Source organism: Massilia sp. 9I (assembly GCF_902506415.1).
Classification (GTDB): Bacteria; Pseudomonadota; Gammaproteobacteria; order Burkholderiales; family Burkholderiaceae_D; genus Telluria.
Genome location: NZ_LR733275.1, coordinates 2409967 through 2424878 on the forward strand (window position 1 = coordinate 2409967; position 14912 = coordinate 2424878).

The window sequence follows — 14912 nt, forward strand, 5'->3', positions numbered from 1 at the left end:
TCAACCAGCATTGGAACAGCCGCGGATTAAGTTTTGTATTGCGCCGCAATCCGATCCCGCCACGCCTGCAGGTGCAGCATCCCCTCCGCCCCCGGCCGGAACTTGAGCAAACCCCGCGCAAACTCCAGCGTGCAGAAGGCCGTGATATCGGCAATCGTGAAGCGCTCCCCGGCGACATAAGGGTGCTTCGCCAGCTCCCCATCCAGCCAGCTTGCGGTCGCCCGCATCTTTTTCCCCTGAGCCGCCCCGAAATCGGGAAACTGCGGCTGCTCCAGCACCGCCAGCCCAGGATGGGTGTGGCGCACACACAGCGCCGTTTCCAGCATCAGGTGCAGTTCCATGCGGCGGTCGGACATCTCGATGAAGGCGCGCTCAGTCGGGTCCCGCCCCATCAGGTTCGGCTCCGGATACAGGCCCTCGAGGTAGGTGCAGATCGCGCGCGTTTCGCTCAGCGCGCGGCCGTCGTCGAGCACCAGGACCGGGACCCGTGACAGCGGGTTAAGCGCCATGAACTCGGCCGTGCGGTGGACGCCGGCGTTCAGGTCGACGTCGACCTGTTCGATCCCTTCGATGCCTTTGGCGGCCATGAACATGGTGACGCGGCGCGGATTTGGCGCGCGGGGGCTGGTGTACAGGCGCATGGGTGTTCCCAATCGATGGACAAGGCGCCCATGATAACGCGCCTCAGGCCGACTCCGTAACCGCTACGCCGGCATCCAGGCGCGACGCCACCATCCAGGCCTCGACAGCCCTGGCGCAGCCCGGCGCCAGGTGCAGGCCCAGCTTGGAGCGCCGCCACAGCACGTCCTCGGCGCAGGTGGCCCACTCGTGCCGCATCAGGTAGCGCAGTTCGGCCGCGTACAGGCCGGGCGCGACCTCCTCGCCCAGGTCGAACACCCCAGTGGCGCCGCCCAGCAGGGTTTCGACGCGGGTGCCGTAGGCGCGTGCCCAGCGCAGCAGCAGCGCCGGGGGCAGCCAGGGATGGCGGCGCTCGAGCGCGGCCACCCAGCGGTCGAATTCGAGCACGGCGCGGCTGTCCGGCAGGCTGCCGAACAGGTTGCCGCCGGGGAGCACGGCGCGCGCCGTCCATGCCGGCTGCGGCCGGCCGAGGGCGGACCCGATCCAGTCCGCCGCCTCTTCCGCCAGCCTGCGGTAGGTGGTGATCTTGCCGCCGAAAACGGACAGCAGCGGCGCGCCCGCGCTGTCATGGCCCAGCAGGTAGTCGCGCGTGGCGGCGCTGGCGCTGGCCGCATCGTCTTCGAGCAACGGGCGCACGCCCGAGTAGCTCCAGACCACGTCGTTTGGTGCGATCTGGCGCCGGAAATAGCGGTTGGCGAGCTCGCACAGGTAGGCGGTTTCGCTGCCGGTGATCGCGACCTGGTCCGGGTCTTCGTGGAACTCGACGTCGGTGGTGCCGATGAGCGTGAATGCGTCTTCATATGGCATCGCGAACACGATGCGGCCGTCCGGATGCTGGAAGATGTAGGCGTACTTGTGCTCGAACAGGCGCGGCACCACGATGTGGCTGCCCTTCACCAGGCGCAGCCGGCGCTTTGGCGCGCTGCCGGTGGCGGCCCGGGCCAGCCGCGCCGCCCAGGGTCCTGCGGCATTCACCAGGCAGCGCGCCTTGACGCGCCACTGCTGCTCCCCGTGCTCCAGCCTCGCCATCCAGTGATCAAGGTGACGCTCGACTTCCGTGCAAGCCGTGTGGGTGAGCACGGTGGCGCCGCGCTCGTGGGCGTCAAGCGCATTGAGCACCACCAGCCGGGCGTCGTCGACCCAGCCGTCGGAATACACGAAACCGCGCGTGAACGAGGGCTTGAGCGCAGCGCCGGCGCGGTGCCCCGACAGCTCGACCGCTCTCGATGCGGGCAGGAAGCTGCGCGGGGCCAGGCGGTCGTAGAGGAACAGGCCGGCGCGGATCAGCCAGGCCGGCCGCTGGGCGCTGTCGTGCGGCATGACGAAGCGCAGCGGATGCATGATGTGCGGCGCGCTGCACAGCAGGATTTCGCGCTCGAGCAGGGCCTTGCGCACCAGCCCGAACTCGCGGTGCTCCAGGTAGCGCAGACCGCCGTGAATCAGCTTGCTCGAGGACGAGGAGGTATGCGCCCCGAGATCGTCCTTGTCGCACAGGATCACCTTCAGGCCGCGCCCGGCCAGATCGCGCGCGATGCCCGCACCGTTGATGCCGCCGCCCACCACCAGCACGTCGCATTCCAGCCGCTGGTCTGCCTGCGCCTTCGATTCCCCATCCTTCATGTCGCCTCCTGACGGCAGGCCTGGCCCGCCTAGCCGGTCCAGTGTAGGCAGGCGGCGCTGCGGCGTCTTTGCTTGCATCAATTATGCGGAGAATGCGGCTGCCCGTGTGTAAAATCGCCACATGCACAACTCTTCCAGCGCCGACGCACTTGCGAATACACGCGCCTGGGTCCGCATGCCTTCCGGGAAACGGCTGGACCTGCTGAATCCGACTCCCTTCGACTGGGACGACGCCGACCTGGCGCTTGGGCTGGCCCGCACGTACCGCTGGGGCGGCCACTCGGCCTGGCCGCTGCCGCTGTCGGTGGCCCAGCACTCGATCGCCGTCATGCTGCTGCGCCGCGCGATCGCGCCCCGCCCGACACCGTTGCAGGAATTGCGCGAGCTGCTGCACGACGCCGAGGAAGGCCTGCTCGGCTTCGACGCCATCTCGGTGATCAAGCCCTTCCTCGGCGAAGGCTTCCGCGCGCTCACCCGGCGCCTGGAGCAGATGGTGTTCCTGCGCTACGGACTGCCCGGCTGGACCGAGAAGGAGCACCGCCTGCACAAGCAGGCCGACCGCCTGGCCGCCGCCAGCGAAGCGGTGCACGTGACCGGCTGGACCCGGGAGGAGGTGCGGCGCACCCTGAAAATCCGCGCCGCGGTGCTGGACCAGGATCCCCTGGCGCTCCACTACGGCTGCACCGCGTGGGAACCGTGGGCGCCCGGCCTGGCGGCGGAGCGCTTCCTGGCCGAGCTGGAACGCCTGAAACGGGAGGCCGGCCATGGCGCATGAAGAGGCGATCGAGAAGGCAGCCGCGCTGCTGGCGGATGCCGACGGCCTCCTGGTGGCCGCCGGCGCCGGCATCGGGGTCGATTCCGGCCTGCCCGACTTTCGCGGCAACAGCGGCTTCTGGCGCGCCTACCCTCCGCTCGAGCGCCTCGGACTGGCCTTTCACGAGATAGCCTGCCCTGATAGCTTCGATACCGATCCGCGCCTGGCCTGGGGTTTCTACGGCCACCGCCTGGCCCTGTACCGCGCGACGACGCCGCACGCCGGCTTCGGCATCCTGCGCGCGATCGGGGCGCGCATGGCCCGCGGCAGCTTCGTCTTCACCAGCAACGTGGACGGCCAGTTCCAGCGCGCCGGCTTCGATCGGGAGGCGATCGTCGAATACCACGGCTCGATCCACCACCTGCAATGCACGCGCCCATGCTGCGACGCCATCTGGCCCGCCGACGACGTCCATCCCGACGTGGACATGGACGCGTGCAGGCTGGTGTCGGACCTGCCGCATTGCCCCCGCTGCGGCGCGCTGGCGCGGCCGAACATCCTGATGTTCAACGACGGCGCCTGGCTGCCGCAACGCAGCGAGGCGCAGATGGCGCGCTTCCAACGCTGGCGCACGGGCCTGCGGCGGCCGGCCGTGATCGAACTGGGTGCCGGCGTGGACATTCCGTCGGTACGGCGCGTGGCGGAATCGATGGAGGTGCCGCTCATCCGCGTCAACCCCCGCGCAGCGGAGGTACGCAAGGGTGTTGCACTCGAGATGGGCGCGCTGCCGGCACTAAGCCTGCTTGCGGCAGCGCTAGAGATTGATCCAAGTCAATCCTCAAGCCTAAACGCTTGATTTAATTGAACATTCTTCAATATCCACAAGAACTGTGGATAAAGATGTGGAAAAGCACTACTTGACAAGCCGAAAGTCCAGTAACGATGCGGGTTTCAACAAATTGCCCGTTCCGAAGGCAAAATGAAAACGCCGCAAAATCAATGACTTAGCTACGCACCAGTTTCGTGCGGCACTGGGTCCTACGGCAAATTCCTACAAAAGTGGCTCGCGGGGGATAAGTCGCGTTTCGATCAATAAAATGCTCCGATCTCCCGTCATTTCCACGCGTTCCTGGCGCGCTCCCTGACCAGCATGCGCACGCTCTCCGGAACCGGCTTGCGCGGCTGCTGTGCATCGGCGCTAAGCCAGGTGCTTTCCTCGAAATGCTTGAGCATGGCCGGCGTAATGAAGCGCGTGCGCGCCGCATACACGTGGCGGTCGCCCATTTGCGCCTGCTGCTTGATGAAGAAGCGATTCGGCAGCACCAGCTGCAGGTGTTCGCGGGCGCGCGTCATGGCCACGTAGAGCAGGCGCCGCTCTTCCTCGATGTCGTCCTGGTTCCCGGTACTCATGTCTGATGGGATGCAGCCGTCCACCACGTTCAACACGTGCACCGACTTCCATTCCTGGCCCTTGCTGGAATGGATGGTCGACAGGATCACGTAGTCCTCGTCGAGCAGCGGCGCGCCGGCGCGGTCGCTGGTGGCTTCGGGTGGATCGAGGGTGATCTCGGCCAGAAAGCTCTCGCGCGTGGCGTGGCCTCCGGCCAGCGCCGCCAGTTGTTCCACGTCGGCGGCGCGCACCTGGGCGTCGTCGTGCATGCGCTCGAGGTGCGGCAGGTACCACTGCTTGACCAGCTCGATGTCGGCCGGCCAGCGCAGGCCGGGCGTGCGCAGCTGACGATACAGCGCACTGAAGGCGGCCCAGTCGTCCGCGCTCTTGCCAGGGGCTGCAAAGGCCTCCACCGCCGTCACCGGATCGGTGGCCCCGCCCACCGCATCGAGCAGGCGGGTGGCGGTGGCCGGGCCGATGCCCGGGATCAGCTGGGCCACGCGAAAGCCCGCCATGCGCCCGTTCGGGTTCTGGGCGAAGCGCAGCACCGCCAGCACGTCCTTGATGTGGGCCGCTTCCAGGAATTTCAGACCGCCGAACTTCACGAAGGGGATGTTCCGCCGCATCAGCTCCAGTTCCAGCGCGGCGCTGTGGCTGGCCGCGCGGAACAGCACCGCCTGCGACTTCAGGGTGATGCCGGCTTCGCGATGCTCGAGGATACGATTGCAGACCCAGCGCGCCTGCTCTGCTTCGTCCGGGATCAGGACCAGCTGCGGCTTGAGGCTGGACAGCTTGTCGGTCCACAGCGTCTTCGCGTAGCGTTCGCGGGCGCCTGCAATCACGGCGTTGGAGGCGTCCAGGATGGTCTGGGTCGAGCGATAATTGCGCTCGAGCGTGATGATCTCGGCCGGCTGCGAGAACTGCCTGGGAAAATCGAGGATGTTGCGCACCGTGGCGCCGCGGAAGGCGTAGATCGACTGGGCGTCGTCGCCGACCACCATCACGCCGCTGCCGTCGGGCTTCATGCCGGTGATAATTGCCGCCTGCAGGCGGTTGGTGTCCTGGTATTCATCCACCAGCACGTGGTCGAACAGCGCCCCGATCTCGGGCCCCAGCTCCGGGTCGGCCGCCATCTCGGCCCAGAACAGCAGCAGGTCGTCGTAGTCGAGGACGTTCTGCTCCTGCTTGGCGTCGACATAGGCGCCGAACAGGCGCTTGAGCTGCTCTTCCCACTCGCTGCACCAGGGGAAGGTCGACTGCAGCACCACCTCGAGCGGGTCGCGGCTGTTGACCACCCGCGAATAGATCGACAGGCAGGTGCCCTTCAGCGGAAAGCGTTTCTCGGTGTTCGACAGCCCGATCTCGTGGCGCACCAGGCCCATCAGGTCTTCGGAATCGCCGCGGTCGTGGATGGTGAAGGATTCGTCCAGGCCGATGCGCCCCGCGTACTCGCGCAGCAGACGCGCGCCGATCGCGTGGAAGGTGCCGGCCCAGGGCAGCGTGACCTGGGTTTGGGCGCCGCCCTTGTTCAGCAGCCGGTGCAGCACGCCGCTGGCGCGCTGGCTCATCTCCCCGGCCGCGCGCCGCGAAAAGGTCAGCAGCAGGATGCGCTGCGGATCCGCGCCGGACTGGATCAGGCGTGCGACGCGGTGCGCCAGCGTATTCGTCTTGCCCGAACCGGCGCCGGCCACCACCAGCAGCGGCCGCACCTGCGCCGCGCCGACGTCGTGCTCGACCGCGGCGCGCTGTTCGGCATTCAGGCCGGCGAAGGGATCGTCGGTGGCGGGCTGGTCGAGGACGGCGGACATGGACTCGCAAAAGAAGGAAATGCCATACTGTACATTTATCCAGTTCTTTTGCGCAAGCACAAACGCGGGAAAGTGCAAGCCCGCGCACGATTGCATGACCCGTTTTCGACTCCATCGGATCATGGATTACATGCAGAAGGCGTGCTAAGTCGCTAATACTTAAAAAGTTTTCCGGATATCCACAAAGTCTGTGAATAACTATGTGGAAAAGCGGGGGCTTGACACGCCAGACGCAGCCATCCGTGCGGCTTTCAACAATTTGCCTATTGGGAAGGCAGCCGCGATAGCCCCACAAATCAAGGGTTTACGTGCGCCTGTCGCAGCTTCGGCACGTCCGCGTCCAAAATTAATTTCGGGAATTTATTGTGCATAAGCCCGGCCCGCTTGACCCACGGATTTCCCGGCTTGGCGAGCTCAAACCGCAGCGAGGCCGGGTCCGTTGCGCCGCTTGGCCGGGTCCAGCAGCACACGGGCGATGATGCGTCCGTCGACGGCATGCGACTTGAGGTATTCGAGTGCGGACAAGGTGCCTGCGACGCGCATCAGGGCGAGGGCGTCGTCCACGATGTCGCGCCGGCGCAGGTCGCGCCGGGCGTCGGCCGCACCGTCTGTATCGTCAGAATCATTCCGGGAACTGAACAGTGGATCCATCGTGCGCCTGCCTTTCTCGACAAAGGGTGGTGCGGCTGCACGGAAGTATGGGCGAAGCACAAACAATGTCAATATCAGATTTAAATCAAACCGCCCCCTCATTTTTGTGCTTACGGGATGGTGCGCTCCCAGCGCTGCGCCGCCTCTGCCGGGCCGCGCCTACAATGGCCGCGCCAACAACCACGCGAGGACCCCATGAGCATGCATCCCGATCCCGACCTGAATCCCGGCGACGAAGCCGAACCCGGCACGCCCGGCGCCGGCGAAGACGTGTGCGAAGACTGCGCCGGCAGCGGCAAGGTCGACGGCAAGCCCTGCCCCAATTGCGGCGGCAGCGGCAAGGTCATGCGCGGCATTGGGGGCGGCTGACGGCGCAGGCGGCCATGGACAGGGCAAGGGCGGCGCAGCGATAATTCCCGGATGATCCCTTCGCCTCCCGCGCTCGATCCGCCCCACGACCGGCCCCGCCCCGCCTCGCTTGCCGACCTGTTCGTCTCCTTCACCGTCCTTGCCCTGCAGGGCTTCGGCGGCGTGCTGGCGGTCGTGCAGCGCGAGATCGTCGAACGCAAGCGCTGGCTGACGCAGGAGGAATTCATCGAGGACTGGGCGGTGGCCCAGATCATGCCGGGGCCGAACGTGGTCAACCTGTCGATCATGATCGGCGCGCGCTGGTTCGGACCGGCCGGGGCGCTGGCCGCGGTGGCGGGCCTGCTGGTGCTGCCGCTGGCGCTGGTCCTGCTGCTGGCGGCCCTGCATGCGCGCTATGCCGCGCACCCCGCGGTGGCGGGCGCCCTGCGCGGCATGGCGGCCGTATCGGCCGGCCTGATCGCGGCCGCCGGCCTCAGGCTGGCCACCTCGCTGGCCAGGAACGCGATTCCCCTGCCCTGGTCGATCGGCCTGGCCGCTGCCACCTTCGTGCTGCTGGCCTGGCTGCGGGCGCCCCTGCTGTGGGTACTGCCGCTGCTGGGCGGCTTCGGCTGCCTGCTGGCCTGGCGCCGCCTGCGCGCATGACCGCGCCCGTGCTCGTGCTGGGCTGGCAGGACTGGCTCAGCCTCCTGGCGCACTACCTGGTGCTGTCGCTGCTGCAGTTCGGCGGCGCCATCTCGGTGACCGCCGACATGCACCGCTTCCTGGTCGACGACAAGGGCTGGCTCAGCCAGTCCCAGTTCAGCGACGCGATTGCGCTGGCGCAGGCGGCGCCGGGGCCGAACGTGCTGTTCGTGGCGCTGATGGGCTGGCACCTGGGCATGAACTCGGGCAGCCTGGCGGCCGCCTTCGCCGGCGTGGCCGTGACCATGCTCGGCATTCTGCTGCCCTCTTCGATCCTCAACTACCAGGTCGCCCAATGGGGCCACCGCAACCGCGACTTGCGCGCGGTGCGCGCCTTCCGCCTCGGCATGGCGCCGATCGTGGTCGGCATGCTGCTGGCGACCAGCTGGCTGCTGGCCAGTTCCAGCGCCGGGGCACGCGCCTGGCCGCTGTGGCTGCTGGCCGCCCTTAGCTGCCTGGTGATCTGGCGCACCCGCCTGCACCTGCTGTGGATGCTGGGCGCCGGCGCCCTGCTCGGCGCGCTCGGATTCGTCTGACTGGAACCAGGCGGCGTCACAGTGCATACTTGTGGAACTGATCACTCATCCATCACACCATGCCTGAACTTCTCAGCGAACACGCCTGTTTCGGCGGCGTCCAGCGCTTCTACCGTTTCGATTCGAAGGCAATCGGCCTGCCGATGCGCTTTTCCGTCTACCTGCCGCCGGGCGCCGAGAACAAGCGCCTGCCCGTACTGTTCTACCTGGCCGGGCTGACCTGTACCGAAGAGACCTTTATGATCAAGGCCGGCGCCCAGCGTGTCGCGGCGCAGGAAGGCCTGATCCTGGTCACGCCGGACACCAGCCCGCGCGGCGCCGGCGTGCCCGGCGAGGCCGACAGCTGGGACTTCGGCGTGGGCGCCGGCTTCTACGTCGACGCCACCCAGGCGCCATGGTCGCAGCACTACCGCATGTACAGCCACATCCTGGAGCTGCGCGAACTGGTGCTGGCGCAGCTGCCGGCGGACCCGGCGCGGGTGGGCATCTTCGGCCACTCGATGGGCGGACACGGCGCGCTGATGCTGGCGTTGCGCAATCCCGGTCTGTTCCGTTCGGTGTCGGCTTTTGCCCCGATCGCCGCGCCGATGCGCTGTCCCTGGGGCCAGAAAGCCTTCGGCGGCTACCTGGGACCGGACCAGGCGGCCTGGCGCCAGTACGATGCGACCGAACTGATGAGCGGGATGACGGAGGCGCCCTTCCCGGGCGGGATCCTGATCGACCAGGGCCTGGCCGACAAGTTCCTCGCCGAGCAGCTGTATCCGGAAGCCTTCGAGGAAGCCTGCGCCCGCGTCGGCCAGCCCTTGAGCCTGCGCCGCCACGAGGGCTACGACCACGGCTACTACTTCATTTCGACATTTGTCGAAGAGCACCTGCGTTTCCACCGGCGCCTGCTGGGCTGAGCTCTGACATCCAAGCCTGGATAGGCTCAAATCCTTCATGGGGGTGTTTTTTGATCGAGCAGGCCCGGTTCGGTCTGCTTGCAAACACGCCGCCTCCGTCCTATAAATGAACTGCCGGCGCCCCGCCGGCCACGTCACTGTTCATCCATGGAGGCCATCATGAATCTCATCAGGAGAGGCAACAACGCGCTCCCGGCCTACCGTCCGGGTTCGGTCGAGGACCAGTTCGGGCGCATGGTCGAGAGCATGTTCCAGGACTTCTTCGCACCCCTCGCCCAGGGCGGGCAATGGGCCGGCGACGGCGCCGCGACGCCGCGCCTGGACGTGTCGGAAACCGACAAGACCTATGAAATCCAGGCTGAACTGCCCGGCGTGGACAAGGACGACGTCAAGGTGTCGGTCGACGGCCAGCGCATCACCATCGAGGCGGAATGCCGCTCGGCAAACGAACGCCGCGAGGGAGAAACCGTGGTGTATGCTGAACGTACCGCACGCAGGTTCATGCGCAGCTTTGCCCTGCCCACCGAAGTCGACGACGGTGCGGCACAGGCCCGGCTCGAGAACGGCGTCCTGCAGCTGAGCCTGCCCAAAAAGCAGGGCACTGAAGCACGCCGCCTGACCATCCAATAAGCGCCCGCGGGATTCGTCCCGCCCGGCGCTGTCCTTGGTCCGCTGACCGCGTTGCGGCGCCCTGCCGCGGCGCGGCGCGGTGGGCTGCATTGTTCGCGCGTGTTTTTCGTTGGCTGCGCCATGCACGACACCGAAGGCTACAAGGACCGGCCCCACGCGGGCCGCCAGCTGGCTCGCAGGCTCCAGCACTACGCCGGCGAGCCCGGCGCGATCGTGCTGGCCCTGCCGCGCGGCGGCGTGCCGGTGGCCTTCGAGGTGGCGCAGGCCCTTGGTGCGGAGCTCGATGTGCTGCTGGTGCGCAAGCTGGGCATGCCCCACAACGAGGAATACGCCATGGGCGCGATCGGAAGCGGCGGCGTGCGCGTGCTGCAGCCGGGCGTGCCCGGGCTGATGGGCGTCACGCAGGAGCAGGTCGACGCGGTGACCGCGCGTGAACAGCGCGAGCTCGAGCGGCGCAACCGCCTCTACCGGGGCGGGCGCCCGGCGCCGGGGCTGGCAGGGCGCTGCGTGATTTTGGTTGACGACGGCATTGCGACCGGCGCCACCATGCTGGCCGCGGTCCGGGTGGTGCAGCGGCAAGCCGTCGCGCGGCTGGTGGTGGCGGCGCCGGTGGGCGCGCCCGACACGGTCGCGCGGCTCGAGCAGGAGGCCGACGAAGTGGTCTGCCCGCTCGCCCCGCCGCGCTTCCACGCGGTCGGCCAGTACTACCGTGCCTTCGGGCAGACGGACGACGAAGAAGTACAGGATTTGCTGGCTCAGGCATGGGCAAGGCCGGCCGCGCCGGGTGGCAGGCTAGGCTAACCAGGACAACAGAAAGCAGAAAGGAGCGGACATGAAACCGATACCAACCGAGACGGGAACCGATGTGGGCAGCGTGGGTAAGTGGCTGGGAGCGGCAGCGGCCGGCGCGCTGCTGATGTACCTGCTCGACCCCGAACGCGGCTCCGCACGCCGTTCGCGGGCCTATTCCGCGCTGCGCGATGCCGGTGCCCGTACCGGGGCATCGGTCGACCACGCCCTGCACAGCGCCGGCGACCGCCTGGTCGACCTCAAGGATAGCGCCGCCAGCGCACTGTCGCGCGGCACCGGCCGCCTGCAGGCCCAGGCCGCGCCCGTTATCGAACGCGCGCGCCACGGCGCCCAGGACGCGGCCGAACGCTTCCAGAGCAGCGCCGAGCGTATCAAGGATCGCGCCAATGCGCGCAACAGCTATCAGCGCGACGACAGCTACGCCGCGGAACGCGACGACAGCGGCGAAGCTGGCCGCCTGACCCAGTGGCTGCGCAATCTCGGCGGCCGCAAGTCCAGCGCGCCGGTGGAGTACAGCGAGCGCGGCGGCGCGCACCCGGCCCTGGTGGGCGGCGGCGTGCTGGGCCTGCTCAGCCTGATGCGGCGCTCGCCCGGCGGCCTGCTGATCGGCCTCGCCGGCCTCGCCATCCTGCTGCAGAGCTCGCGCGCCAAAACCTACCGCGTCAGCGACAACATGCCCCTGATGAAGCGCCCGGACGAACCGGGCCAGTCGCCGCGCATTCCGCAGGGCGAACAGGCCGGCAGCCGCTACCTGCATTGAGACCAGGTGATGTGCCATGGCGCTCGTGACCGACTATGAAACCGGCGCCCTGCGCGCAGCGGCCCGGCCGCTGACAGGCAGCGCGGCGGATTACGATCCCCTGCTCGACCTGGTCGGGGACGCCCGCTTCGTGCTGCTCGGCGAAGCCACCCATGGCAGCGCCGAGTTCTACGACGAACGCGCCCGCATCACCCAGCGCCTGATCGAGGAAAAGGGCTTCACGGCGGTCGCCGTCGAAGCCGACTGGCCGGACGCCTGGCGCGTCAACCGCTACGTGCGCGGCGAAGGCGAGGATCCGGACGGCCGCGCCGCGCTGTCCGGCTTCGAGCGCTTCCCCGCCTGGATGTGGCGCAATACCTCGGTGCTGGACTTCGTCGAGTGGCTACGCAAGCGCAACGGCACGGCCGGCGCCGACAAGGCCGGCTTCTACGGCCTTGACCTGTACAGCCTGTTCACCTCGATCCAGGAAGTGCTGCGCTACCTGGACGAAGTCGACCCGGTGGCCGCCGAGGAAACCCGGCGCCGCTATGCCTGTTTCGACCACTACGGCGAAGACAGCCAGCATTACGGCTACGCCACCGGCGTCGGGCTGTCCGAATCCTGCCAGCAGGGCGTGCACGCGGCCCTGCAGGAACTGCAGCAGCGCGCTTTCGATTATATGCAGGCCGGCGCCGGCGCCGGTGCCAGCCCCGAAGACGCCTTCTTCTACGCGCAGCAGAACGCGCGCCTGGTGAAGAACGCCGAGGAGTATTACCGCACCATGTTCCGCGGCCGCATCTCGTCCTGGAACCTGCGCGACAGCCACATGGCCGAAACGCTGGACGCGCTCGCGCGGCACCTGGAGCGCGAGGGCAAGCCGGCCAAGATCGTGGTCTGGGAACACAACTCGCACATCGGCGACGCGCGCGCCACCGAAATCGGGCGCCAGGGCGAGTGGAACGTGGGCGAACTGGCGCGCAAGGCCTACGGGGCGGACGCCTGCCTGATCGGCTTCACCACCTACGACGGGCGCGTCACGGCGGCCTCGGAATGGGACGGACCGGCCCTGCACAAGCACGTGCGGCCCGGCATGCCCGGCAGCTACGAGCACCTGCTGCACAGCGTCGGCATGGACCGTTTCTTCCTGCCGCTGCGCGAGCCCGGCGCGGCGCGCGACGTGTTGATGGAAGAGCGGCTGGAGCGTGCGATCGGCGTGCTGTACTTGCCGCGCAGCGAACGCCACAGCCACTATTTCATGGCCCAATTGCCGCGCCAGTTCGACGCGGTCATCCACATCGACCGCACCAGCGCGGTCACGCCACTGGATGCGACCAGCGGCTGGCATTCGGGCGAGCCGCCCGAGACCTACCCGCAGGGCCTGTAGGCGATTCACACCTCGAAGAACGCATACCCGTTCCTGCCCTTCCCCTTTGCCGCATACAGCGCGCTGTCGGCTGCCGCCAGCAGCTGCTCCTGCGCCTGGCGCGGCTGCGACAGCGCCACCCCGACGCTGGTCGAAGCCTGCACCAGCCCCGCGCTGGTACGGAACGGCACCCGCATGCTGTCGACGATCTTGGCTGCGATGCGCTCGGCCTCGACCCGGGTGCCGATCTCTTCCAGGATGACGACGAATTCGTCGCCCGACAGCCGCGCCGGCGTATCGGTGGCGCGCACGCCCACCGTCAGGCGGCGCGCGAATTCCTTCAGCACCTCGTCGCCCACGCCGTGGCCGTGGGTGTCGTTGATCTTCTTGAAGTGGTCGATGTCGAGATAGGCCAGGGCCAGCGGCTTGCTGCTCCTGCGCGCCCGGTCCAGCGCGTGGTGCAGGGTCTCGCCGAACATGCGGCGGTTGGCGATGCCGGTCAGGGTGTCGACCCGCGCCAGCTGCAGCAGCTGTTCCTCGACTTCCTTCACGTGGGTCATGTCGTGCACCAGCGAGTACACGCCGGCTACGCTGCCGTCCACCTGGTGGTCGGGGATGTAGGTGGCCTGCAGGATGCGCGGGTCGCCGCGTACCGGAATACGCAGCTCGTGCGTCACCGACTGTCCGCCGAAGGCCTGCTCGAGATGGGGTGAGATGTCCGCGGCAGCCTCCGACCCCAGCAAGCGGGCCAGCGGCATGCCTTCGAGCTTCTTTGCGCTCACCCCAAACCATTTCTCATAGGTCGCGTTCCCGAAGCGGAAACAGTGCTCGCGATCGATGTAGGAGATGAGGACGGGCAGGTTGTCGGTGATGAGGCGCAGGCGCTTCTCGCTGACGGCGCGTTCGCGTTCGGCGCGCTCGCGCTCGGCCATCAGGGCGTGAAAGGCGCGTCCCAGTTCGCCGATTTCGTCGCGCCGTCCGTCGCGCAGCACGTCGATGCCGGCGCCGTCGTGGCGGATCGCGGCGACGTTGTCGCTCAGGTCCTGCAGCGGCGCCAGCAGGCGGAATACCAGCACCCAGGCCAGCAGCCCGGCCGCCAGCGCCAGTCCGCCCGCGCTGAAGAAGGCGTTGCGGCGCATCGCATCCATCGGCGCGAAGGCTTCCGCGCTCGGGTAGCGCGCCGCCATGATCCAGCCGGTGCTGCGCAGGCGCTTGTAGGCGTAGATGGAATCGGTGCCGTCCTTGCTGCGCGCTTCCAGCCAGCCTTCGAAGCCGGCCAGCGCACGGTCGGTGCCTTGGTTGACGCCCGGGGTGCTGCCCACGTGCTGGAACAGGCGCGATTCGTCGGGATGGTCGATGACGATGCCGTCGGCGGTCATCAGGAACAGGTAGCCGGTCTTGCCGGGTTTGAGGGTGCTGATCTGGCGCAGGAAGCCGGAACGGCGCAGGTCGACGCTGCCGGCCAGCACCGCCACCACCTTGCCCGCCTCGTCCAGTACCGGCGCGCTGAACACCACGATGTGGTTGCCGGTCAGGCGGCTGCGGATCGGCCGCGAGATCACGCCCTTGTGGGTGTCGACCGCGCGCTCGAAGTAGTCGGTGCCGCGCGCGTTGAGCGTGCCCGGGCCGGGGAGCTCGCGCAGCGACAGCCGCATCTCGCCGGCGGCATCGAATACGACCAAGTTCAGGTACTCGTCGGCAGCCCACAGGCGCACCTGGTCCGCGAGGAAGGGCCGCAGTCCCTCCCAATCGGTGCGCAGGCGCGGCGGAATGCCGGCGGCGAGCGCCTCGATCTGCCCCAGCCGCGCCGCCAGGCGGTCGTCCATGAAGGAGGCGGCGCCCGACAGCAGGGTGTACTGCTGGTCGCCGATCACCGCCTTCATGCCGCGTTCGGCCACCGACAGGGTCGACAGGGTCACCAGCAGGGTGGCGGCGAACACCAGGATGGCTGCGACCGAGGCGAGCCGCAGCTTGAGATTCGCCGAGCCCGGGCGTACTCCTTGATTGGTCATGAAAGGCG

General features: G+C 68.0%; 15 protein-coding genes. 10 read left to right on the forward strand and 5 right to left on the reverse strand.

The features are described 5' to 3' along the window. Positions 1 to 26 precede the first annotated feature (26 nt). A complete protein-coding gene (locus GV068_RS10805) occupies positions 27 to 641 on the reverse strand; it encodes a glutathione S-transferase family protein (RefSeq protein ID WP_159697325.1) in 615 nt (204 codons plus the stop codon). Between the two features lie 43 nt (positions 642 to 684). Beyond that, positions 685 to 2259 carry a glycerol-3-phosphate dehydrogenase gene (glpD, locus tag GV068_RS10810; RefSeq protein WP_159697326.1) on the reverse strand — a complete coding sequence of 525 codons (1575 nt, stop codon included), beginning with the start codon at positions 2257 to 2259 and terminating at the stop codon, positions 685 to 687. A gap of 121 nt (positions 2260 to 2380) precedes the next feature. Here glpD and GV068_RS10815 point away from each other — a divergent pair, with 121 nt between their 5' ends. Both GV068_RS10815 and GV068_RS10820 read left to right on the forward strand, forming a co-directional pair. Next, entirely contained in the window at positions 2381 to 3034 is a 654-nt protein-coding gene (locus tag GV068_RS10815) for a phosphohydrolase (protein ID WP_229464033.1), read from the forward strand. Next, a complete protein-coding gene (locus GV068_RS10820) occupies positions 3024 to 3869 on the forward strand; it encodes a Sir2 family NAD-dependent protein deacetylase (protein WP_159697327.1) in 846 nt (281 codons plus the stop codon). The genes GV068_RS10815 and GV068_RS10820 overlap by 11 nt, the downstream gene beginning before the upstream one ends. A gap of 257 nt (positions 3870 to 4126) precedes the next feature. On the opposite strand, the gene GV068_RS10825 is transcribed toward GV068_RS10820, so the two are convergent. Both GV068_RS10825 and GV068_RS10830 read right to left on the reverse strand, forming a co-directional pair. Beyond that, complete coding sequence (locus GV068_RS10825) at positions 4127 to 6211, reverse strand: ATP-dependent helicase (protein WP_159697328.1); 2085 nt, start codon at positions 6209 to 6211, stop codon at positions 4127 to 4129. 414 nt (positions 6212 to 6625) lie between these two features. Further along, the gene (locus tag GV068_RS10830; protein WP_159697329.1) at positions 6626 to 6862 is read right to left on the reverse strand and encodes a hypothetical protein; all 237 of its coding nucleotides are present in this window, start codon (positions 6860 to 6862) and stop codon (positions 6626 to 6628) included. A 195-nt stretch (positions 6863 to 7057) separates the two neighbouring features. Between GV068_RS10830 and GV068_RS24935 the strand changes: the two genes are divergently transcribed. The 8 genes from GV068_RS24935 (at position 7058) to GV068_RS10865 (ending at position 12913) form a co-directional block, all read left to right on the forward strand. Beyond that, entirely contained in the window at positions 7058 to 7231 is a 174-nt protein-coding gene (locus GV068_RS24935; protein WP_201303275.1) for a hypothetical protein, read from the forward strand. 51 nt (positions 7232 to 7282) lie between these two features. Beyond that, entirely contained in the window at positions 7283 to 7873 is a 591-nt protein-coding gene (locus tag GV068_RS10835) for a chromate transporter (RefSeq protein ID WP_159697330.1), read from the forward strand. Beyond that, positions 7870 to 8448 carry a chromate transporter gene (locus GV068_RS10840; RefSeq protein ID WP_159697331.1) on the forward strand — a complete coding sequence of 193 codons (579 nt, stop codon included), beginning with the start codon at positions 7870 to 7872 and terminating at the stop codon, positions 8446 to 8448. Before GV068_RS10835 ends, GV068_RS10840 begins: the two co-directional genes overlap by 4 nt. Before the next feature lie 59 nt (positions 8449 to 8507). Then, entirely contained in the window at positions 8508 to 9350 is an 843-nt protein-coding gene (gene fghA / locus GV068_RS10845) for an S-formylglutathione hydrolase (RefSeq protein ID WP_159697332.1), read from the forward strand. Between the two features lie 159 nt (positions 9351 to 9509). Next, positions 9510 to 9980: an Hsp20/alpha crystallin family protein gene (locus tag GV068_RS10850; RefSeq protein ID WP_159697333.1), complete on the forward strand. Its 471-nt coding sequence runs from the start codon at positions 9510 to 9512 to the stop codon at positions 9978 to 9980. A 120-nt stretch (positions 9981 to 10100) separates the two neighbouring features. Then, a complete protein-coding gene (locus GV068_RS10855) occupies positions 10101 to 10781 on the forward strand; it encodes a phosphoribosyltransferase (protein ID WP_159697334.1) in 681 nt (226 codons plus the stop codon). 31 nt (positions 10782 to 10812) lie between these two features. Continuing rightward, positions 10813 to 11550, forward strand: coding sequence for a hypothetical protein (locus GV068_RS10860; protein ID WP_159697335.1), 738 nt, complete (start codon positions 10813 to 10815; stop codon positions 11548 to 11550). A 16-nt stretch (positions 11551 to 11566) separates the two neighbouring features. Next, entirely contained in the window at positions 11567 to 12913 is a 1347-nt protein-coding gene (locus GV068_RS10865) for an erythromycin esterase family protein (protein WP_159697336.1), read from the forward strand. 5 nt (positions 12914 to 12918) lie between these two features. Here GV068_RS10865 and GV068_RS10870 read toward each other — a convergent pair whose 3' ends face one another. Further along, entirely contained in the window at positions 12919 to 14904 is a 1986-nt protein-coding gene (locus GV068_RS10870) for a diguanylate cyclase domain-containing protein (protein ID WP_201303276.1), read from the reverse strand. Between the last annotated feature and the right edge of the window lie 8 nt (positions 14905 to 14912).